Source organism: Winogradskyella sp. (genome assembly GCF_013213975.1).
Lineage (GTDB): Bacteria > Bacteroidota > Bacteroidia > Flavobacteriales > Flavobacteriaceae > Winogradskyella.
In genome coordinates, this window is record NZ_JABSST010000058.1 from 1 (window position 1) to 22893 (window position 22893).

General features: G+C 35.5%; 22 protein-coding genes, 1 tRNA gene and 1 pseudogene. 16 read left to right on the plus strand and 8 right to left on the minus strand.

Annotated elements, in window-relative coordinates; translation table 11 throughout:
• Positions 1-1869: pseudogene (locus tag HRU49_RS10060) on the minus strand (hypothetical protein); the annotation flags it as partial.
• A 232-nt stretch (positions 1870-2101) separates the two neighbouring features.
• On the opposite strand from HRU49_RS10060, the gene HRU49_RS10065 reads away from it, so the two are divergent.
• Positions 2102-2785 (plus strand): response regulator transcription factor, encoded by a 684-nt coding sequence (locus HRU49_RS10065; protein WP_296356739.1) that lies wholly within the window; start codon positions 2102-2104, stop codon positions 2783-2785.
• Positions 2785-3831, plus strand: a complete 1047-nt coding sequence (locus tag HRU49_RS10070; RefSeq protein ID WP_296356741.1) for an ATP-binding protein — start codon at positions 2785-2787, stop codon at positions 3829-3831. Before HRU49_RS10065 ends, HRU49_RS10070 begins: the two co-directional genes overlap by 1 nt.
• Here HRU49_RS10070 and HRU49_RS10075 read toward each other — a convergent pair.
• The gene (locus HRU49_RS10075) at positions 3805-4866 is read right to left on the minus strand and encodes a glycosyltransferase (protein ID WP_296356743.1); all 1062 of its coding nucleotides are present in this window, start codon (positions 4864-4866) and stop codon (positions 3805-3807) included. The genes HRU49_RS10070 and HRU49_RS10075 overlap by 27 nt on opposite strands.
• Positions 4867-4953: 87 nt before the next feature.
• On the opposite strand from HRU49_RS10075, the gene trmB reads away from it, so the two are divergent.
• From trmB to HRU49_RS10110, 7 genes are all read left to right on the plus strand, one after another.
• Positions 4954-5625 carry a tRNA (guanosine(46)-N7)-methyltransferase TrmB gene (trmB, locus tag HRU49_RS10080; protein ID WP_296356745.1) on the plus strand — a complete coding sequence of 224 codons (672 nt, stop codon included), beginning with the start codon at positions 4954-4956 and terminating at the stop codon, positions 5623-5625.
• Between the two features lie 7 nt (positions 5626-5632).
• Positions 5633-6262, plus strand: coding sequence for a LysE family transporter (locus HRU49_RS10085; protein ID WP_296356747.1), 630 nt, complete (start codon positions 5633-5635; stop codon positions 6260-6262).
• Positions 6262-6606, plus strand: a complete 345-nt coding sequence (locus HRU49_RS10090) for an MGMT family protein (protein WP_296356749.1) — start codon at positions 6262-6264, stop codon at positions 6604-6606. Before HRU49_RS10085 ends, HRU49_RS10090 begins: the two co-directional genes overlap by 1 nt.
• A 96-nt stretch (positions 6607-6702) precedes the next feature.
• Entirely contained in the window at positions 6703-7842 is a 1140-nt protein-coding gene (locus tag HRU49_RS10095; RefSeq protein WP_296356779.1) for an Mrp/NBP35 family ATP-binding protein, read from the plus strand.
• The gene (locus tag HRU49_RS10100) at positions 7843-8082 is read left to right on the plus strand and encodes a NifU family protein (RefSeq protein ID WP_296356751.1); all 240 of its coding nucleotides are present in this window, start codon (positions 7843-7845) and stop codon (positions 8080-8082) included.
• A gap of 66 nt (positions 8083-8148) precedes the next feature.
• The gene (locus HRU49_RS10105; RefSeq protein ID WP_296356753.1) at positions 8149-9210 is read left to right on the plus strand and encodes an NAD(P)/FAD-dependent oxidoreductase; all 1062 of its coding nucleotides are present in this window, start codon (positions 8149-8151) and stop codon (positions 9208-9210) included.
• Positions 9211-9546 carry a 2Fe-2S iron-sulfur cluster-binding protein gene (locus HRU49_RS10110; RefSeq protein WP_296356754.1) on the plus strand — a complete coding sequence of 112 codons (336 nt, stop codon included), beginning with the start codon at positions 9211-9213 and terminating at the stop codon, positions 9544-9546. It begins immediately after the preceding gene.
• Positions 9547-9551: 5 nt separating this feature from the next.
• On the opposite strand, the gene HRU49_RS10115 is transcribed toward HRU49_RS10110, so the two are convergent.
• The 5 genes from HRU49_RS10115 to HRU49_RS10135 all read right to left on the minus strand — a co-directional run bounded on the left by HRU49_RS10115 (position 9552) and on the right by HRU49_RS10135 (position 13615).
• Positions 9552-10448, minus strand: coding sequence for a metallophosphoesterase family protein (locus HRU49_RS10115; protein ID WP_296356756.1), 897 nt, complete (start codon positions 10446-10448; stop codon positions 9552-9554).
• Positions 10449-10515: 67 nt separating this feature from the next.
• The gene (locus HRU49_RS10120; protein ID WP_296356757.1) at positions 10516-11694 is read right to left on the minus strand and encodes an acyl-CoA dehydrogenase family protein; all 1179 of its coding nucleotides are present in this window, start codon (positions 11692-11694) and stop codon (positions 10516-10518) included.
• A 111-nt stretch (positions 11695-11805) separates the two neighbouring features.
• Complete coding sequence (locus HRU49_RS10125; protein WP_296356759.1) at positions 11806-12522, minus strand: methyltransferase; 717 nt, start codon at positions 12520-12522, stop codon at positions 11806-11808.
• Positions 12523-13050, minus strand: a complete 528-nt coding sequence (gene rimM, locus HRU49_RS10130; protein ID WP_296356761.1) for a ribosome maturation factor RimM — start codon at positions 13048-13050, stop codon at positions 12523-12525.
• A 64-nt stretch (positions 13051-13114) separates the two neighbouring features.
• The gene (locus HRU49_RS10135; protein WP_296356763.1) at positions 13115-13615 is read right to left on the minus strand and encodes a 30S ribosomal protein S16; all 501 of its coding nucleotides are present in this window, start codon (positions 13613-13615) and stop codon (positions 13115-13117) included.
• 216 nt (positions 13616-13831) lie between these two features.
• On the opposite strand from HRU49_RS10135, the gene HRU49_RS10140 reads away from it, so the two are divergent.
• From HRU49_RS10140 to HRU49_RS10170, 7 genes are all read left to right on the plus strand, one after another.
• The gene (locus HRU49_RS10140) at positions 13832-15121 is read left to right on the plus strand and encodes a DUF6252 family protein (protein WP_296356764.1); all 1290 of its coding nucleotides are present in this window, start codon (positions 13832-13834) and stop codon (positions 15119-15121) included.
• A 135-nt stretch (positions 15122-15256) separates the two neighbouring features.
• Positions 15257-19642 carry a DNA polymerase III subunit alpha gene (gene dnaE / locus HRU49_RS10145; RefSeq protein WP_296356766.1) on the plus strand — a complete coding sequence of 1462 codons (4386 nt, stop codon included), beginning with the start codon at positions 15257-15259 and terminating at the stop codon, positions 19640-19642.
• Positions 19643-19820: 178 nt separating this feature from the next.
• Complete coding sequence (locus HRU49_RS10150) at positions 19821-20009, plus strand: hypothetical protein (protein WP_296356769.1); 189 nt, start codon at positions 19821-19823, stop codon at positions 20007-20009.
• 495 nt (positions 20010-20504) lie between these two features.
• Entirely contained in the window at positions 20505-20822 is a 318-nt protein-coding gene (gene trxA, locus HRU49_RS10155; protein ID WP_296356771.1) for a thioredoxin, read from the plus strand.
• 67 nt (positions 20823-20889) lie between these two features.
• Positions 20890-21819, plus strand: a complete 930-nt coding sequence (locus HRU49_RS10160; protein ID WP_296356773.1) for a DUF58 domain-containing protein — start codon at positions 20890-20892, stop codon at positions 21817-21819.
• A gap of 75 nt (positions 21820-21894) precedes the next feature.
• Positions 21895-21968 (plus strand) — tRNA-Asp (locus HRU49_RS10165).
• A 514-nt stretch (positions 21969-22482) separates the two neighbouring features.
• A complete protein-coding gene (locus HRU49_RS10170) occupies positions 22483-22656 on the plus strand; it encodes a hypothetical protein (protein ID WP_296356775.1) in 174 nt (57 codons plus the stop codon).
• Here the strand turns inward: HRU49_RS10170 and HRU49_RS10175 are convergent.
• Positions 22643-22893: hypothetical protein (locus tag HRU49_RS10175; RefSeq protein ID WP_296356777.1), on the minus strand; the 251-nt coding region annotated here is incomplete at its 5' end. The genes HRU49_RS10170 and HRU49_RS10175 overlap by 14 nt on opposite strands.

Below are 22893 nucleotides of genomic sequence, written 5' to 3' on the forward strand. Positions count from 1 at the left end.
AATTGTTACAGACCCAGTATTAGTTGGATTTGGATATAAGTTAAAGTTATTTGTTTGATCAACATCTGTTGTAGATAAAGTTTGGTCAAACGTTGCGGCTACAATGAGATTGTCAACAATAATTGTTTCATCTGTACTAGAATTAGATTGTCTTAAAGCAAATTCAGAAATTGTCGTGCCTGGGTCGGCTTGATCAGATCCTAGTACGGAAGTATCAGTCTGAGCAGATGCATCAATCCATAGTTCCGAAACGTTAGTATCTTTGTTATATCTAACAGTAGCACGGTAAGTAGTATCAAAACTTAAATCGCTCCCCCAAGCTACATCTGCTGTGCTTCCAGAAGTTGCTAAACCTACAGTAAAGTCACCGCCGCCAGTACCTTCAATAATATCAATACGTGCTCTAAGTCCAAAACTGTCATCTTTAAAGCATGCAAAGTATTCATAATCTCCCCCAGAAACTGGACCTCCCGGATTTGGAACCCTAAAATCAATTGAATAGAATATATTTTCTCCACCTGTTCCAGCGAATGCAATGCTTGCATCTTCGCTTAGGGAACCATCTTGTAATATAGAAACTTCACCAGAAGTTACTGTCATTTGTAATGCAACTCCTGAGTAATCTGACCAGTTAGGATTCGCTGTTAAAGCTCCATCAGCATAAGTAAATGATTCTAATAACGGTAGAGTTAATTGTGGATCACAATCAGGACTATTTATATTTAGAGTGAAATTACAACTGCTATCTGTTGGATCCCCTGCAATGGCTACAGTAAAATCAGTGCCTTCAGTAATATTTGAGATAACAATAGTGCCGTTTGTAATACTATCTGGATCATCTCCGCCGATTACTCCAATTCCACCAGTATCAATTGTATAATCCGAATTACCACCACCTACATACGTTAGAGTTGCCGTATATGTATCATTGCTCGCAGGTGTAATATTATCACAAGTCTCTGTAATCGAACCAATTTGGAATGTACAAGGGAATTCAATACTGAAATTAGCATTGTCAGAATCTAATACACCTCCATCAACCAAGTCTACACTTACAGCAACGTTATCACCATCTACCAATCCATTTATTGCGAATGGACTAGTAACACCAATATTATTGATTGGGGCTTCGCCATTTACTGCTACAGAAATATTTACAGTTGCGCCAGGCGCATTTTGAATACTAAATTCTATATCAACTGTTGTAGTACCAGATGACAAAGCTTGGCCACCATTTGGTGAAGTAATGGTAATAGTAGGATTAGTGTTTGCCACTGGTGAATACGTACCAACTGGGAATACGGACGAGCATCCTGCGTTTGTTCCAGTATCATCACCAAGGTCACAGCCATCGAGAGCATCAGCTCCACTAAAAGTCCACTCAGAAGCATCAAAGGTTGCATTTGGACCGTTGCCATCAATTCGGTAAGCCCAACCATCTAAATGATCCCATTCTGTTCCTGTTCCATCTACCCCAATTTCACCAATCGAATCTTCAACGGCCCCATTCAAATATAGAATAACAGTGTCATTACCGTTTATACTTGCAACACTATTTTCATAGTTAGGTGTTACTCCTAAATATTGCTGAAAACCAGCAGTTGATCCAGTATTTCCAACATAAATATAGCTGCCTGCTGTTGCAGCATCTGCAGGGAAAGACCACTCAACACCAGCGGCGGCCTGACCGTTGGTTGTACTTTCTAATCCGTATATACTTAAGTCAGGTATGTTATTAACCACATATAATTCTACACCTTTAGGGTTTCCTCCTGGTAAAGGTCCATCAATAACCCCAGTGATTAAAAGATCTTGTCCAAAAGAAACAAGTCCCATAAAACAAAAAAATAAAAAGTAAAGTTTTTTCATAATCGATTATTAATAATAATTAGGCAGTAAATATACTAACAATTAACGAGTTTAAAGGATGTGATTCAGGATTAAATTAGATTTTACGATAAGATAACACTGTCATTATCAGATAATTTTAGTTTCCAATGAATTAGCCTTTTAATGTTAGCGAATTGTTATCAATTTGAAGTTGTTAATTCCCTTAAAGAAGATATAATTATATTTACAGTAGCTTAAAAATAACTTAATAGTGAAGAAAAAGGATATTAAAATATTGTTGGTCGATGATGAACCAGATATTTTAGAGATTGTAGGTTTTAATCTTTCATCTGAAGGATATCAAATTATTACTGGCGCAAATGGTGTAGAAGCTGTTGAAAAGGCAAAAAAACATAAGCCGCATCTTATTATTTTAGATGTAATGATGCCCGAAATGGATGGTATTGAGGCTTGTGAACGTATTAGACAAGATTCTAAACTTAACAATACAATAATTACCTTTCTCACTGCGCGAGGAGAGGATTATTCTCAAGTAGCAGGTTTTGATGCAGGAGCTGACGACTATATTACAAAACCTATTAAACCTAAAGTTCTAGTTAGTAAAGTTAAAGGACTTTTAAGAAGACTCAACGAGAGTGAAGCGTCAAATGAAGCTATAAAAATTGGTGATTTGGTTATAAACCGAGAAGAATATAAAATCACTAAAAAAGGAGAAGAAATTATCTTACCGAGGAAAGAGTTTGAATTATTATCTTTGTTAGCAACTAAGCCTGGTAAAGTGTTTAAGCGCGAAGAAATTCTGGATAAAGTGTGGGGTAACGAAGTTGTTGTTGGAGGGAGAACAATTGATGTTCATATAAGGAAACTACGCGAAAAAATAGGTGATAAGTCGTTTAAAACTGTTAAGGGTGTTGGTTACAAGTTTGTGGACTAATGCAAAATAAAAATACACTCAAAAAAACATATAAATTTGCTGTTAGAACAGCATTGTATGTAACAGTTTTCACAACACTCCTAGTGAGTGTTTTTTTGTATTACTACCATTCTTTTAATTGGCAAATTATCTTTTTTCCTTTAATCTGTTTTCCACTTTGTTTTGTCATTGTTCAATATAGAGTAGAACGTTTCATATATAGACGTGTTAAGAAAATATACGATGACCTTACTTTGCTTGAATCAGTAAATTTAAGACAGCAACCCATAACAACAGATATGGGTACCTTAACTCGAGAAATTGATAAATATGCGAGGGAAAAAAAAGTTGAAATTGAAACTTTAAGAGTGAGAGAGGAATATAGAAAGGAATTTATTGGAAATGTCTCGCATGAATTGAAGACACCTTTGTTTACGGTGCAAGGCTACATAGATACACTCTTAGATGGCGATATTACCGACGAAAAATTACAAAAGAAATATTTAAATCGCGCTAGTAAGGGGGTCGAAAGGTTAACCTACATTTTGAAAGATTTAGATATGATAACAAAATTTGAGGTTGGAGATCTTAGGCTAAACAAGGAGGATTTTGACATTGTTCAACTGGTTAGGAATGTTTTTGATCTTTTTGAAATGAAGGCAGCCAAGAAGAAGATTACTTTGACCTTTGATATTGATTACAATGAACCAATAATGGTTTTGGCGGATAAAGAGCGCATACAACAAGTCCTAACAAATTTGGTGGTGAATTCTATAAAATACGGCAGAGAAAAAGGGACTACGGAGGTCAGTATTGAAAACCTCATAAAAAATAAGGTCATTATTAGAGTTACTGATAATGGTGAAGGAATTTCTGAAGAGAATTTGCCAAGACTTTTTGAACGTTTTTATAGGGTCGATAAAAGTGGTTCACGTAAAGAAGGCGGTTCTGGTCTTGGGTTGTCCATAGTAAAACATATTATAGAGGCACACGAAGAAAAAATGTATGTAGAAAGTGAATTGGAAGTTGGAAGTGAGTTTTCATTTACCTTGGAAAAGGCTGAATAGGCTTTGGTAATTTGTATCTACGGGATGATTCTTAAATCCTGAATATGCCATAATATCATTTAACATTCCTATTTTAAATTCATCTTGATTCGCTGATGGTGCAATACATTCAGATTTAAGCTTTTTGGCTAAATACTCTTGCTCAAATTGTCCAGGTGTTGGAATTAAAAAGGCTTTTTTTTCTAATTTAGCATAATCCATAATTGAGGTATAACCTGACCGACTTAATATTAGTGTGCTCGAATTAATTGTTTCCTCTAATTGCCCACTGGTCATGAAATTATAAATAGTGAGGTTCTTTTCTTTAGAAATGAGCTGATCACGCTCTAAAATTCCTTTTATAAAACAAACTTCACCAGAAAACAGAGACAAATCTCTAAGCAATTTATCTTGTAATAATGTGCGTTGAGGTTCAGGACCCGAAAGGATGACTAAAAGATCGAATTTTATTGGTAAATCTTGTTTTTGAAATCGACTTAATGGACCAATATATTTTAATGATTTAATAGTGTCATTTATATGTCCAAGCTCCCCACTTAAATTTGGATGTCCATTATAATCAGGAACCCAACATTCATCAAATTTTTTGATAATTTCTTGATGTAATTTGCTACTAAACCAAGTTGTGTTACCACTTAATACTCTTAGCTGATGTGTTATAAATACTGAAGGCACCGATTTATGTCTTACACCAAAGCGATTGTCTGAAATTATACCAGATATTTTTTCGGTTGTAATGAATGCCTTGATTAGCTTTTTCTCCTTTTTGATGGTTTTTAAAAGGTGTGGTGAATCTTTAATTAGTTTTAATTTAAATCCATTTGCCTTTTTCGAGTAGGTAATATTGTAAGAGGGTAATTCAAGAAATCTAAGATTAGAAAATTCTTTTTTAAGTAATTCTAATGCATTACCGTCACTAGCAATTATAGGTTCAAAATCATGAGAGATAAGAGCATCTATTATTGGAATGCAACGTGTGGCATGACCCAATCCCCAATTTAATGGTGCAACTAAAATGCGTTTCTTGGAAATCAAAAAAATATGGTGTTTTTGATATTGTTAAACAAAGATAATCCTGAAATGTTTCCTTAATTTTACCGAATTATTAATTAGTAGTAAAAGGTGGGTAGTAAAAATAAGCTAAAACGATTTAAGGAAAACGAAACCTTTCCAAACGTATTTCAACCAAAGCGTGAAGAATTGGTAGGTGATGCATTTGGACTTAAAGGACAATGGCGAGATAAGGTTTTTAAAAATGATAATCCGTTGGTTTTAGAATTAGGTTGTGGTAAGGGAGAATATACAGTTGGCCTTGCCGAACGCTTCCCAAATAAGAACTTTGTTGGGGTAGATATTAAAGGAGCACGGTTTTGGCGCGGTGCAAAAACAGCTATTGAACAAGAGATTTCAAACGCGGCATTTATAAGAACCCAAATTGAATTAATCGAACATGTGTTTGAACAGAATGAAGTTGACGAAATTTGGATTACTTTTCCCGATCCACAAATAAAATACAAAAGAACAAAGCATAGATTAACTAACCTGCAGTTTTTGGAGCGCTATAAAAAGGTTTTGAAAGCAGATGGGATCGTACATTTAAAAACAGATAGTGAGTTTATGCACGGCTATACACTAGGATTACTTCATGGATTGGGTTGTGAAGTGCTTTACGCTAATCATAATGTCTATAAGTTAGAAGGTAGTCCTAAGGAAGTTACAGAGATTCAAACATTTTACGAAAATCAGTATTTAGAGAAAGACAAAGCAATTACGTATATTAGATTCAAAATCTAACTAAAATTTGAGTATTACTGTAGTCTTCTTTCTCGGGCTTTTTGTAGCGCTTGTTGGTGTCATTCCGCCTGGTTTGTTAAATATGACGGCAGCAAGGATTAGTTTAAAGGAGGGGCCTGGTCGAGGAATAACCTTTTCTTCTGGTGTTTGCTTGGTTGTTTTTGTACAAACATATCTTGCCGCAATTTTTGCACGTTACTTATCTAATAGACCTGATATTGTTGAGATTCTTCAGCGTGTGGCCTTTGTAATCTTTGTACTGATCACCATATATTTTTTAGTGATTGCTCGAAATCAAGATGAAGCAAAAGTTGAAGATGACGTTATGAGCAAGAAAAGCCGTTTTTTTCACGGTATGTTTTTGTCTGCACTTAATGTATTTCCTATTCCTTACCAAGCATATATGACTATTACGCTTGCTTCTTTTGGATGGATGGATTTTGAGCGAACAAGCATCATAACCTATGTAACTGGTGCGGCTATGGGAACCTTTGTAATGCTTTATTTCTACATATTCTTTTTTGAAAAAATAAAAGATAAAAAGATCACCTCCCAAAAAAGTATGAATTATAGTATAGGTATTATTACGGGTTTAGTAGCACTTATTACCTTTATAAATATTCTTCGAGAATTATAATGAAACCAGAGCCTTTAGGTTTTTTTGAAAAAGTTTACGAGGTAGCGAGATTGGTGCCTTATGGTCGTGTTACAAGTTATGGTGCTATTGCCAAGTATCTAGGTGCTTCTCGTAGTGCTAGGATTGTAGGCTATGCGATGAATAGTTCTCATAATAAAGATGTACCAGCACATCGTGTGGTAAATCGAAATGGTTTACTTACAGGAAAACATCATTTTGAAGGCACCAATTTAATGCAGCAGTTGTTAGAGAATGAAGGAGTAAAAGTTATTGATAATCAAATTCAAAACTTTAAAGAAGTCTTTTGGGATCCATCAAAAGCGTTACTTGATGAAACATCATAAAATATCCAAATCGATATATTATCCAATTCAATTTAAAGGCTTCAGAATCTAAAGTTTTCGCAGTATCTTTGCATTTAGAAAAAATTGAAACAAGAATTGAAGCTAAATAAACAAGATATATTAAACGCACTAAGAACAATTACTGTTCCTGGAGAAGGAGAAAATATGGTCGATAGTGGTGCGGTAACTAATGTTGTAACTTTTGCAGATGAGGTAATTGTAGATATTACAATTAAAAATCCAAGTCTTCAAGCAAAGAAAAAAACAGAAGTTGAGATATTACAAACCATTCATAAAAAAGTTTATGAAAAGGCTAAGATAAAAGTCAACCTTAAGGTAGATGCTCCAGTGGCAAAACCTAAAAATGAAATCAAAGGAAAGCCTATTCCTGGAATTCAAAATATTGTTGCAGTAGCCTCAGGAAAAGGTGGTGTTGGTAAGTCTACGGTAACTGCAAATCTTGCAGTTACTTTAGCTAAAATGGGATTTAAGGTAGGTGTCTTAGATGCTGATATATATGGTCCTTCCATTCCAATAATGTTCGATGTTGCTAATGAACGTCCATTATCCGTTAATGTTGATGGAAAGTCTAAAATGAAGCCAATTGAGAACTATGGTGTTAAAGTATTATCGATAGGATTTTTTACAAGACCAGACCAAGCTGTTATTTGGAGAGGTCCTATGGCTTCTAAGGCACTAAATCAAATGATTTTTGATGCGGCTTGGGGAGAACTAGATTTTTTGCTATTAGATTTACCACCTGGAACTGGTGATATTCATTTGAGCATTATGCAGGCTTTACCAATAACAGGTTCTGTAGTTGTCAGTACACCTCAAAATGTAGCTTTAGCCGATGCTAAAAAAGGTGTGGCAATGTTTCAGCAAGATAGTATCAATGTTCCTGTATTAGGGATCATTGAGAATATGGCGTATTTTACACCTGCAGAATTGCCTGAGAATAAATATTACATCTTTGGTAAAGAAGGAGCTAAGAATTTAGCTGAAGACTTAGAGGTGCCATTTTTGGGTGAAGTGCCTTTGGTTCAAAGCATCAGAGAAGCAGGAGACATTGGTAGACCAGCGGCTCTGCAAACGGCGACAGCTATTGAAGAGGCCTTTGAAGAATTAACGCGTAGCGTTGTCCAGCAGGTGGTAGATAGAAATGAAAATTTACCAGCTACGGAAGCAATAAAAATTACAACAATGGCAGGTTGCTCTGCAGTAAATAAAAAGTAAATGAGCTCAGAAGAACTTAAATTAAATGTTGAAAAAGCACTAGACGAAATACGTCCTTTTTTACAAAGTGATGGAGGAGATATTAATTTGCTATCTATTGACGATGATAAATTAGTGAAAGTGCAATTGGTTGGTGCATGCACGTCTTGTAGTGTTAATCAAATGACCTTAAAGTCAGGTGTTGAAATGACGATTAAAAAATATGCGCCTCAAATAGAACGTGTTGTTAATGTTGAGTAACTAATGTGATTTTTATCACATTTTGATGCATTATTCATTAATAATTTTGTTTCCAATTATTATTCCATGATTAAAACAGATATTCTTATTATTGGTGCTGGGCCTACTGGATTATTTACCGTTTTTGAAGCTGGCTTACTAAAGCTCAAATGCCACCTTATAGATGCGTTGCCACAGCCAGGAGGTCAGTGTTCTGAAATATATCCAAAAAAGCCTATATACGATATTCCCGCTTATCCTGAGATTCTGGCAGGTGACTTAACCGATAAGCTTTTAGAGCAGAGCCAACAGTTTGAGCCTGGTTTTACGCTTGGTGAGCGTGCTGAGACCATTGATAAGCAAGAGGATGGAACTTTTATTGTTACAACCAATAAAGGAACTAAACATCATGCTCCGGTTGTTGCTATTGCCAGTGGATTAGGAAGTTTTGAGCCAAGAAAGCCTTTAATTCATAATATTACTGATTTTGAAGATAAGGGTGTAGAGTATATGATAAAGGAGCCTGAAATTTACCGCAATAAAAAGGTGGTAATTGCTGGCGGAGGCGATTCGGCTTTAGACTGGACAATTTTCTTAAGTGATGTTGCCTCGGAAGTGACGTTAATTCACAGGCGTAATGAGTTTAGAGGACATTTAGACTCAGTAGAAAAGGTACAGGAATTAAAGAGTGCTGGAAAGATTAATCTTGTGACTCCAGCTGAGGTTGTTGGAATTGTTGGTGATGATAAGGTTAGTGCTGTTGTGGTGAAACAGGCGCAGCATATTGAAAAAGAATTTGAGATTGAATGTGATCATTTTGTACCGCTATTCGGTTTATCTCCAAAACTAGGACCTATAGCAAATTGGGGGTTAGAAATCGAAAAGAACGCTATAAAAGTCAACAATGCGCTAGATTACCAAACCAATATTCCAGGTATTTTTGCAATTGGTGATGGTAATACCTATCCAGGTAAGCTTAAATTAATTCTTTGTGGATTCCACGAAGCCACTTTAATGTGTCAAGCGGCATATCAAATCATAAATCCAGGTAAACGTTATGTTTTGAAGTATACAACAGTAAGTGGTGTCGATGGTTTTGATGGTACGCGTAAAGAAGCCCCTAAAGCGGTTGTAAAAGCTATAGAATAATTGGAAAATCAAGACATTAATATTACCATTATTGATAGGAACGGGGTAACTCATAAGGTTGAGGCTCCGACGGATATGTCCATGAATCTTATGGAAATTGTCCGCTCCTTTGAGTTAGCCCCTGAGGGCACTATCGGAGTTTGTGGTGGTATGGCTATGTGTGCATCATGCCAATGTTATGTAATTAGTGAAACAGCTCTTCCAGAAATGCAGGATGATGAAGAGGCTATGCTTTCTGAAGCATTTTATGTTAAGGATAATTCACGTTTAGGTTGCCAAATACAAATGACTCCAGAAATGGAAGGATTAGAGGTAGAGTTAGCTCCAGAATCTTAATTTGGTTATTCAGTCTTATAATCAATAAGCGGAGTTGGTCCCTCCAGTAAGACTCTTACAATTCTTAATGTGCCATCGTCTGTGGTAGCAATTTCCCACTTAATTAAAGAAATACTGGCATTTTCAATTTCCAGTCCCGTAATACTTCTTGGATGTACACAGCTACCATCATTAAAAAATGGGATGTCTTTAGGTTCAGGAAATCTTGGGCGATGTGTGTGCCCTGCAATAGTTATAAGATTATTGTTGTCGACAATCCACTTTTTAATTCTACGTTCAATTTTAATCAGTTCTTTATAGTTTTTAGCTGGACTCGTTGGATCTGCAATACCCATTACGTTTAAGGGTTTCCATAGAATCCTAACTAAAAATCGGCTCCATTTCCAAAAAAGGTAGTTCCACCAATCGGCCTGATGGCCATGACAAAGAAAAAGTTCTTGGCCTGAAGTTGCGTGCGTTAAAACAATACCTTCGTGATATTTTAGGTCACAGAATAACTCTACATCTTCACCAATTTTAGGATCAAAATATGTAGATAAGTGTTTTTCCACATAGTCAGGATTGCGATATACCATATCATGATTTCCCCATACCATGTGAAGTCGCCCTGCATCATGAAATTGCTTCATTAAGAGGTAAACATTTTTATGTGCATCAAGAATAGCATCAAAAGACAAATTCTCCCAGAGTTCGTCACCATCTCCTAATTCACAATAATTAAAACCTTCGTTATAATAGTGTTTTAGGGCATGAATATAGATATTTCGATTATTAGCAAAATCGTCTGCAAAACTATTATCACCACGATGACAATCACTAAATAAAATAATTTTCGAATTATCATCGAACGCAATGCGATGGGCATTTCGGTAAGCGCGATCTAATCTAGTTTTTGACGACATGAAGTAAATGTAAACAAAAAATGCTTCTCAGTTAAGAAGCATTTTGATGGGAACGGTAAATGAATTTCTATTTAAAAGCGTTTAGGCCAGTAATATCTAATCCAGTAATTAATAAGTGGATATCATGTGTGCCTTCATAGGTAATTACACTTTCAAGATTCATTGAGTGACGCATAATACTATATTCCCCGGTTATACCCATTCCACCGAGAATTTGTCTTGCTTCTCTAGCTATGTTAATGGCCATTTCAACATTATTACGTTTTGCCATTGAAATTTGGGCAGATGTTGCTTTACCCTCGTTTCTTAAGACACCAAGTCTCCATGTAAGCATTTGAGCTTTGGTAATCTCGGTAATCATTTCAGCTAATTTTTTTTGCTGTAGTTGATATTGACCAATTGGCTTTCCAAATTGAATTCGCTCTTTGCTATATCTCAATGCAGTGTCATAGCAGTCCATTGCAGCTCCAATAGCACCCCAAGCAATGCCATAACGCGCCGAATCTAGGCAACCAAGGGGAGCGCCGAGTCCAGATTTGTTAGGTAATAGATTTTCTTTTGGAACCTTGACATTATCAAAAATTAGTTCACCTGTGGCTGAGGCTCTAAGAGACCATTTGTTATGTGTTTCTGGTGTTGAGAAACCTTCCATGCCACGCTCTACAATAAGACCGTGAATACGACCCTCTTCATTTTTAGCCCAAACCACTGCAACTTGGCAAAATGGTGCGTTACTAATCCACATTTTGGCACCATTTAAAAGATAATGGTCACCCATATCCTTATAATTGGTGGTCATTCCTCCAGGATTGCTACCGTGATCTGGTTCTGTTAGTCCAAATGAACCCATCCATTCCCCAGAGGCTAATTTTGGTAAAAACTTTTGACGTTGTTCTTCATTTCCATATTTCCAAATTGGATACATCACTAATGATGATTGAACAGATGCTGTACTTCTAACGCCAGAGTCACCACGCTCTATTTCTTGCATGATTAATCCATAGGAAATTTGATCTAAGCCGGCTCCGCCATATTCTTCAGGTATGTAAGGGCCAAAGGCACCAATCTCTGCTAATCCTCCAATAATAGATTCTGGAAATTCTGCTTTCTGAGCAGCTTCTTCAATAATTGGAGAGACCTCTCTTTTTACCCACTCTCTAGCAGCATCACGAACTAATTTATGTTCCTCAGTTAGTAATTCATCAATATTATAATAATCAGGTGCTTCAAATAGATCTGGTTTCATTATAAATAGTCTTTAATTATTCGATTATTTCTAAATAGTTATTTTATTCTTAAAAGCTAAAAAGATTAAAAGTCAAAAGTAACGAAAACGTTTGCATTGCCCAACCAATGATTACATTTTCAGATAAAAATCTTTGGTTAAATCGATATATGCTTTTGTGTATTGATGACGTTTAGTCTCAATTGTTAGTTCATTGATTTTAGTCTCAGATGAACAAAACGTAAATTCTATGAGACTTCTTTTAACTTCGGTATTAGTCTGCCCTCTAACATGTAAAATACGTTTTGGAAACAAACCACCTAGTGCTGCTAATTCTATAAAGTGTAATTCTTCTTTTTTTGGAATAATTACCGAGAACAGGCCATTAGGTTCTAGTAAATTAACTACAGCGTAAATAAGATGTTTAAAGGGCATTGCATCATTAAATCGTGCTAAATCTCTAGCGTGATTATTTGATTTATAGTTTTCAGAATAAAAAGGTGGATTACATATAATGAGGTCAAATACTTCATCCACTTCTTCAACAAATTCTAGTAGTGAGGCATGGTAACAGAATAGGCGATCATTCCAAGGAGAATTCTCAAAGTTTTCAGTACATTGTTCGTAGGCACTCTCATCAATTTCTATAGCTTCTATTCGTTGCGCATTATAGCGTTGCGCAAGCATTAAGGCTAATACTCCTGTTCCTGCACCAATGTCTAATATGGTATATGGGTTATCAATGGACGTCCATGCTCCAAGTAAGACGCTATCTGTACCAATTTTCATGGCACATTGGTCTTGATGAACAGAGAATTCTTTAAATTGGAAGGGCTTATGCTTATTCATCTAGTCCAAGTATAGGTCTATTAATCCCTCCGGAGTTTGAACTTCAATAATCTTTTGAGATCTATCCACTTTAATAATAAATTCATCATTCATAGGAATTAGAATTTCCTTGCCGTCTTGATCGATTTCAAATAGGGCTTGGGCAGTAGAATCATTTATAGCGGTGAGTGTCCCAACAGTACCGTAATTTTTATCAACAATAGTAAATCCAATAACTTCATGGAAATAAAATTTATTTCCTTCTAATTTTGGTAATAATTCTAATGGAAGATATAAATCTGATTTGATTAATGAGTCGGCGTCATTTTCTGTATCAATGTCTTCAAATTTAAGACGTAATAAATCTGATTTATGTAGTTGAGCAGACTCAATAAAAAATGGAACTAGATTTCCTCTTAGATCTATAAAAACCGCATTAATATTGTCATAAAGTTCGGGTTCATCTGTGTCGAGCTTGGCCAAAAGCTCACCTTTGAAACTGTATTTCTTTATTATTTTTCCTAAATAAAAACAGTCTTCTTTTTTCATGAGAGTGCATTAAAATAAAAAACCCAGACACGATGGTCTGGGTTTAAAGTAAAAAAATACATTTTTATTCTTCTTCGCTAGAAGCCGTTGTCTCTTCTGCAACTTCATCTTCAATAGCTGGTTCGGCCGCCGCAATTCTTGCTTCGTTTACAGCTTTTTCAGCTTCTAAAGCTTTCGCTTTAGCATCAGCAGAAACTTTTGATATACCATCCGCCTTTGCTTGAATTTTGGCTGCTTTTTCTTCTAACCAAGCATTAAATTTTGCTTCTGCTTGCTCTTCTGTTAAAGCACCTTTTTTCACACCACCAGCTAAATGCTTTTTCAATAATGCTCCTTTGTAAGATAAAATTGCTTTTGCAGTATCTGTTGGTTGAGCACCATTTTGTAACCATTTAACGGCACCATCAATATTTAGGTCTATGGTTGCAGGGTTAGTGTTAGGGTTGTAAGCACCTAATTTCTCTAGGTATTTACCATCTCTTTTAGCGCGAGAATCCGCTGCTACGATCCAGTAATAAGGCTTTCCTTTTTTACCGTGTCTTTGTAATCTAATTTTTACAGGCATAATAATTAATTAATGAGGTTCTCGACCTCTGTTATTAATGAGGGCGCAAATATAGTATATTTTTTTAATTAAAAAGCCTTTTCATCGTTTTAACTAACAACAAGATCACTTTAACCAAAAGAAGATTTTTAGATGGTCGAAGTATTAAAAATTATTATACTTTTGAGATTCTTGTTGCGTTTATAAACAAAGCGAAGCTAAATTAGTCTTATTGCCATGAAAAAACTAATCCTTTTATCTCTCACATTTCTTATGCTTATAAGTTGTGGAGATGAAGTTCAATTTAACACACCAGCATTTCAAGGAGATCGAGCCAATGAATTGTGGAGGGCCAAAGCCTTTTCTGCCACTATAGATGCGAATGGGTTTTTACTTATAACTGGAACCAATAATGTTGAAACAGTTAATTTAAGAATTCCGTCAGTAACAGAATCCACTTTCGTTGTAGGTAACGTTAATGCTATGGAAGCAGAATATCTTGATGGATTTGGCACTCGATTCTCAACTAATAATAGACCAGATCCGAGTGTTTCAATTTATCCAGAATTAGGTGAAATTGTAATAGAAGAGATTGATTATACAAGAGGGCTTTTTACAGGAACGTTTAAGTTCTTAGCGTTTGATGCTTCAGGATTAAATTCTGTTGGATATACTAATGGCATTTTTTATAGAGTACCTCTAATATCTGGATCTATTCCAGCAAACCCAATTACTTGTCCAGATGCCGAAATGGATGCAGACACAGCACTTTTGGCTTATGAGGCTACATTTGATAGTAGCTTAGAATTTGTAAATAGTGCCGATTTTGAACTTGCTTGTAATGCTTACAGACAGGCTTTGATTAGACAGCAAAATTATTGTGGTGATTTAGATGGTAATGTTCAGGAAATAATAGATGCTCTGGGTTCTTGTGAAATTAGTTGTACGCAGGCTACAAATAATAGAGCGGAAGCTGAAATGCAGTATAATGCTGCTACTATTGGTAATTTTAATGAGAAATGTACTCAATATATCCTCTATTTACAGGAACAGATTCAATTTTGTGGAGATGCTGATGGGTCAATTCAAGCTGAGATTGACAGTGTAGATTGTAACGACGACGATGGTGATGGTGTGCCAAATGCGTTTGAAGATTTTAATGGCGATGGTGATTTAACTAACGACGATATTGATGGAGATGGCACCCCAAATTATCTTGATAATGATGATGATGGGGATGGAGTTTTGACTGCAGATGAGGCGGTTGATATGGACGGTAATCCAATGGATACAGATGGTGATGGTGATGTTGATTATTTAGATAACGATGATGATGGTGATGGTATACTAACCAACTTTGAATCCGGTGATACAGATGGTAATGGTGTTGATGATTATTTAGACGATGACGATGATGGTGACTCCATACTCACTATTAATGAAAATGCTGATCCAAATGCAGATGGCAATCCAGTTGATGCTGTAGATTCAGATATGGATGGGACGCCAGATTATCTGCAAGCCTAAAACATAACAATAAAACAAAAAACACCTCTTAAATTAAGAGGTGTTTTTTGTTTACAACTGTTTATAACTTTAGTTCAATAAAGTAGCATTATTTCTTAATTTTAGAGCTCCTATATTTTACTGCAAAGGAACTTTATGTACTTAATTTTTGATACCGAAACTACAGGATTACCAAAGCGTTGGGATGCCCCAATAACAGATACTGATAATTGGCCGAGAGCTATTCAAATTGCTTGGCAACTTCATGATAAGCTGGGTAATTGTTTGGAGCATGAAGATTACTTAATCACACCTGAAGGATTCAATATCCCTTATGATGCTGAGAAAATACATGGTATTTCTACGGAATTAGCTCAAGAACAAGGAGTCTCTCTGGATGAGGTCTTAAAGAGGTTTAATGAGGTCTTATCCAAAACAAAATTTATAGTAGGACAAAATGTTGGCTTTGATGTTAATGTTATGGGTGCAGAGTTTGTACGAGGTGATGTGGCCAACCAATTACAAGAATTGCCTGTTTTGGATACCTGTACAGAGCACACGGCTAGTTTGTGTAAGATACCAGGTGGTCGCGGAGGGAAATTTAAATTGCCAACATTAACAGAGTTGCATGAATTTCTTTTTAATCAACCATTTGCCGAAGCTCATAATGCAACAGCAGATGTCGAAGCAACAACACGATGTTTTTTAGAATTAATTCGAAGAAGAGAGTTTACAAAAGAGGAATTAGATGTTCAGCCAGATTATTTTGAAAATTTCTCGCAATCAAATCCCAATGTTGTTCAACTCATAGGATTAAAACATGTCAATTTAAAGCGTGAAAGTGCTAAGATTAATGCAAGACTTCAAAAGGAACAATCAGATGTCTTATCTATACAAGTAGATAAAGCAATTGTATCTAAATTGAACGAGGTGGATTTTGTGCATTTGCATAATCATTCTCAGTTTTCAATTTTGCAATCCACAATAAGTATTAAGGATTTGGTAAATGCAGCAGCCAATGAAAATATGCCTGCAGTTGCATTAACTGATCACGGAAATATGATGGGCGCTTTTCACTTTGTGCAGGCTGTTTCCAATCATAATAGGGAAGTAAAAGCGCAGCATAAAGAAGCTGAAGAAAATGGGCAAGAAAAGACAGGGCAAATTATTAAACCTATTATAGGATGCGAATTTTTTGTTTGTGAAAATCATACTGATAAGACGCGTAAAGACAATGGCTATCAAATAGTACTTTTAGCAAAGAACAAAAGAGGTTATCACAACCTAGCAAAATTATCTTCAGCAGCATTTACAGATGGGTTTTACTATGTGCCAAGAATTGATAGGGCTTTAATCGAGCAATACAAAGACAATTTAATTTGTCTAACAGGTAACTTATATGGTGAGGTGCCTAGTAAGGTTTTAAATGTTGGTGAGAATCAGGCTGAAGAAGCCTTATTATGGTGGAAAAACACTTTTGGTGAAGATTTGTACATAGAATTAATGCGTCATAATCAAGAAGATGAAAATCGTGTAAATCAAGTATTGATTCAATTTGCTAAAAAGCATGATGTAAAGCTAATTGCTACAAACAACACCTACTACATTGAGCAAGAAAACGCCAATGCACATGACATTTTACTTTGTGTTAAAGATGGAGAAAAACAAGCCACGCCAATAGGAAGAGGAAGAGGTTACCGTTATGGTCTGCCTAACCAAGAATATTATTTTAAGTCTTCAGAAGAAATGAAAGCCTTGTTCAGGGACGTGCCCGAGGCTGTTGTCAATATTGAAGAGGTGGTCAATAAAATTGAACCCTTTGAATTAGCACGTGATGTATTGTTACCAGCCTTTGATATTCCAAATGAATTTAAGGATGAAAAAGATGAAGAGGATCGTGGTAAAAGAGGTGAAAATGCCTATTTAAAACATTTGACTTATGAAGGTGCCCAAAAACGATATGGTGAGATTACATCTGAAATTAAAGAGCGTCTTGATTTTGAATTAAGTGTTATTGAAAATACAGGTTATCCTGGGTATTTCTTAATTGTTGAAGACTTTATTAGAGAAGCTCGTAATATGGATGTTTCCGTAGGTCCTGGGCGTGGTTCTGCGGCAGGCTCTGTAGTTGCGTATTGTCTTTGGATAACTAATATAGATCCGATTAAGTACGATTTACTTTTTGAGCGCTTCCTTAATCCTGATCGTGTGAGTATGCCAGATATTGATATTGATTTTGATGATGAAGGCCGCGGAAGGGTTATGCAATATGTCATTGATAAGTATGGCGCTAATCAGGTAGCCCAAATTATAACTTATGGCACCATGGCTGCTAAATCTTCGATTAGAGATACAGCACGTGTCTTAGACTTACCTTTAAATGAAGCGGATCATATTGCCAAATTAATACCAAACATGTCTAAGCTAGGCAAGATATTTGGTAAAAGTGAAAAAGAATTAGCGGGTAAATTCAGATCTGAAGAGTTGGATAAGGTAAACCAATTGCTCAATATTTCAGAAGGTGAAGATTTGCAAGCTGAGACAGTCAATCAAGCACGAGTTTTAGAAGGTTCAGTACGAAATACTGGGATTCATGCCTGTGGTGTAATTATTACTCCAGGCGACATTACCAATTATGTTCCTGTGGCTACGGCTAAGGATTCAGATCTTTATGTTACGCAATTTGATAACTCAGTTGTAGAAAGTGCAGGTCTGCTTAAAATGGATTTCTTAGGTTTAAAAACCTTAACCTTAATTAAGGATACGGTTAAGATTGTTAAGGCCAAGCACGGTATAGAACTCGATCCTGAGAATTTTCCATTAGATGATGAAGCAACCTATGCTTTATTTCAAAGAGGCGAAACAGTGGGTATCTTTCAATATGAATCTCCTGGAATGCAAAAGCATATGAAGCATCTAAAGCCAACCGTTTTTGATGATCTTATTGCAATGAATGCGCTCTACCGACCAGGGCCAATGGAGTATATACCCAGTTTTATCAATAGAAAGCATGGTAAAGAAGAGATAATTTACGACTTGCCTGAAATGGAAGAATACCTTAAAGAAACTTATGGTATTACAGTTTACCAAGAGCAGGTAATGCTTTTATCTCAAAAACTCGCAGACTTTACTAAAGGCGAAGCCGATGTGCTTAGAAAGGCCATGGGTAAGAAGCAAAAAGCTGTTCTGGATAAAATGAAACCCAAGTTCATTGAACAAGCAGCTGCCAAGGGTATGGATAAGGAAAAGCTTGAAAAAATCTGGAAAGATTGGGAGGCCTTTGCGAGTTATGCATTTAATAAATCCCATTCAACCTGCTATGCCTGGATTGCTTATCAAACCGCTTATTTAAAAGCTCATTATCCTGCCGAATACATGGCGGCTGTGCTTTCAAACAATATGAATGATATTAAGTCGGTAACTTTCTTCATGGAAGAATGTAAACGTATGCGATTACCAGTTCTTGGACCAGATGTCAATGAAAGCTATTATAAATTCTCCGTAAATAAAGACAATGCTGTACGATTTGGAATGGGTGCGATAAAAGGTGTTGGTCATGGTGCTGTAAAAACCATTGTTGCAAATAGAAAAGAAGATGGGAATTATAAATCTATTTTTGATTTGGCCAAACGAGTGGATTTAAGAGCCGCAAACAAAAAATCATTCGAAGGACTTGCTAATGCAGGGGGTTTTGACTGTTTTACGGATACACATCGTGCGCAGTATTTTGCTCATGATGGTGATGGCATTACCTTTTTGGAAAAGGCTATGAAGTATGGTGCCAGACACCAGGAAAATGAAAATTCTGCTCAAGTGAGCTTGTTTGGGGATTCTAGTGAAGTGCAAATTGCTGAGCCACAAGTCCCACCATGTGAAGATTGGGGAACGATGGAAAAATTATCTCGGGAGAAAGAGGTTGTTGGTATCTATATTTCGGGACATCCACTAGATGATTTTAAGATAGAAATGAAAACCTTTTGCAATGGAACTATCGCTGCTTTTAACGACTTACAAGCTATTGTAAACAGAGAAATAACCTTCGGCGGAGTAGTAACTGATATTCAACATAGAGTTAGTAAACAAGGCAAAGGTTGGGCGGCGTTTACGATAGAAGACTACTCAGACAGTTATGAGTTTAGAATCTTTGGTGAAGATTATTTGAAGTTTAGACATTTCTTAGTTCAAAATTCATTTGTGTATGTGCGTGCTTTTATAAAAGAAGGATGGACAAATAGAGATACAGGTCAAAAAGGAGAGCCTAGAATTCAATTTAATAATTTCCAGCTTCTTCATGATGTGATGGATGCCTATGCTAAGAAATTATCCATTCAATTAAACATAAGTGATCTGGAAAAAAATACAATTTCTGAATTAGAAGATATGTTCAGATTACATCAAGGTAGCCACAAACTTAATTTTGTCATTTATGACAATGAAGAAAAGTTGAAATTAAACATGCCTAGCCGTAGTCAAAAAGTTAAAATTTCGCAAGAGTTGTTGTATGCTTTAAAAGCACTTGATGTAATGTACAAGTTAAACTAGGTTATAAATAGGGTACAGTTGTTATTGATTCTGATTATTCAGCTGTTTATAATTATAGGCAAAATAACGCCATCAATACATCAGCAACTAAGACTGAGAGCTTTCAACTATACTAGATTCTATTTATGCAGAAAATGAAGATGCTATTGGTATAAAGGTTCATGCAGGGGCGCCAAATATGAAAATTTCTTGGAGTGGTGTTGCTGTACATTTAGATAATAATGGTTTAGATTTAAAGAATGATCAATCTGTATTAATTGTAAGTAATACAAAAGCCTATGTGAGTGCGGCAAGATTGGGTTTAAATCATACTTGGTTTTCAACATTAGAAAAGAAGGCTGACAACATCCTTTCTTTGGTAGGATAATATTGGACTTCGGAAAGCTTTGATAGTTGTAGTATTGACCATTCTTTTGATTTGCATGGTAGAGTTGGTATTGCAACAACGAGTAGAGTCTTGGTTATTTTTTGTCAGAAGCTTTTCGCAGGGAAACTATTTGAGACAAAAAGCACTTTAGATTTTCTTTATACACCCATAAAATCAAATCAAAAAATGGAGGGTGATTATTATCTATGAATATCATCTATTGATGTGCGTGATATTAAAGGATATGGACATTGAACGTTTTGGGGGCATCGGTTATTTATTTTCCAGAATTAAATGTCAGTATTTCAATTTTTGTTTTGGACTAGGATGAACGACCTGCAAGAAATTCATTACATAATTTTATGATAAAAACGTTAATATAATAACGCAAACCAATGATGGCATAGTCAAATCAAATACCGGATTTGTAAGGTTTGGCACTTTTTTTGACTAATTTTGTGTAACTGAAGTAGAATATATTAAACATTTAATAATATGGCATTAGAAATAACAGATGCAACTTTTGAAGAAACGGTATTAAAAAGTGATAAGCCTGTAATGGTTGACTTTTGGGCGGCTTGGTGTGGCCCATGCCGAATGGTAGGGCCGATCATTGACGAAATTAGTACCGAGTATGAAGGGAAAGCTGTAGTTGGTAAAGTAGATGTTGACGCTAATCAAGAATTTGCTGCCAAATATGGTGTTAGAAACATACCTACAGTATTAGTGTTTCAAAATGGTGAAGTTGTAGGTCGTCAAGTTGGTGTTGCGCCAAAAAATGCATATGCTGATGCAATTGACGCGCTCTTATAATAGAAGACTCTAAAAGAATTGATAAAAGGTTTGTCTAAACGGCAAACCTTTTTTAGTTTCGGTACTCATGGACTTACAATTAGAACTGAATAAAGCAGGAGGTTTCAAGAATCTTGAGCTGTTGGCGAAACAAGTAGTGGAAGGTTTTATCGCAGGAATGCATAAAAGTCCGTTTCACGGATTTTCTGCAGAATTTGCAGAGCATAAGATTTATAATCAAGGTGAAAGTACAAAACATATTGATTGGAAATTGTATGCCAAGACAGATCGCCTATATACAAAAAGGTATGACGAAGAAACCAATCTGAGGTGCCATCTAATTTTAGATAATAGTAGCTCAATGCATTATCCAGAGTCAGCAAATACATCTCTTAATACTATTAATAAAGTTGGCTTTTCAGTTTTAGCTTGCGCCTCAATAATGCATATCCTCAAAAAACAGCGAGATGCAGTAGGCTTAAGTATTTACGGTGAACACTATGATTATTATGCACCTGAAAAGGGTAGTGAGCGTCACCATCAGATGTTATTAAATACCTTGAGTAGCGCTGTAACTATCAAACCCAATTCTAAAACAACAGAGACTTATAAATATCTACATCAAATTGCAGAGAAGATCCATAGGCGATCATTAATTTTTGTGTTTACTGACATGTTCCAGACGTCTGAGGAGGATGAAAAACTCTTTGAAGCATTACGTCATTTAAAGCATAACAAACATGAAGTTATTTTGTTTCATGTATTTGACAAGGCTAAAGAACTAAGTTTTGATTTTGATAACAAGCCTAAACGCTTTATAGATATTGAAACAGGAGATTATATTAATTTATATCCAGACAATATCAAAGAAAATTACGAAACGGCTGTTAACCATTATTTTACTAATTTGAGATTGAGATGTGGGCAATACAGAATAAAATATGTGGAAGCCGATATTCAACGTGGTTTTAATAATATTTTAACCACTTATATGATAGAGCGTCAAAAATTTGTTTAGAGCTGCTAATATTTTTTTATTTTTTGTTTGCGGAATTAAAAATGCAATGTATATTTGCCCTCGCAATTACGCAACGGTCTGGTAGTTCAGCTGGTTAGAATATCTGCCTGTCACGCAGGGGGTCGCGGGTTCGAGTCCCGTCCAGACCGCTAAAAATTGCTTAAGGGCTCTAAGTAATTAGAGCTTTTTTGATATAAACGCGTTGTGTTGTGCTCAGACTTTAGTCTGAGACGTAGTAGAGATCTAAGTAACCTTAGATGTTTACCAATGAAAGGCTTTCCTTTTTTCTTTGCAGAAAATCGGGATGCTTTTTTGTTTTAGTTGGGTTTTTTATTTCAACAAAAGCATTGAATTTTGAATCTCAATAGACTAAAAATTGCATTTTAACGGTAAAAAATAGCATTTCATCGATATATTTTTTTGATTTGTTCAGTTTACAAGTATATTCGTAGTCCTTCTTAAGTCCTCAAATCGCTTATCAAGGAAATTTTAATCCATTTTACTTAAAGACTCGTGTAGTCTGCTAAAACGTCCCTCGTTTTATTTTAGTACAATTTTAGGTTAATCCCTAAGATAGTTAATAATCCATACCCTCCCTCGTTGTAACGAAAATCGTTACGCAATTTTAATATTGACTATTTAATGAACCCTAAATTGATACTTATGAAAACCTTAAAAATTACTCTTGCTTTAGTTGCTATTGCTGTCTTAACTGTTTCTGGTGTACAATCGGAACAAGTTGTTGCTGAAAACAATAATAACATACATCAGCCAACAAAGATTGACTTATTGGCACACGGGAAGAAGAAAGATTTTAAACATCCTAAACAAGGATAAACTTATCTAAATATAAAACATTTCCTTTTGCCATTTTATTAACTTCTACTCCTTGTTTTGTTCTCTGGTCTAAATATTCAATCTCCATGTCATTTAAATAATGTTTTATAACTTTTGAAGTAAGTATTACTAACTTATTACAGTAGTCAGGTTTATGTAGATTTTGTAAATCTTTAAAATTAGCCTGTGTAATATATTTTGCTGCAACATAACTGACAACATTTTCAAATTTCATAT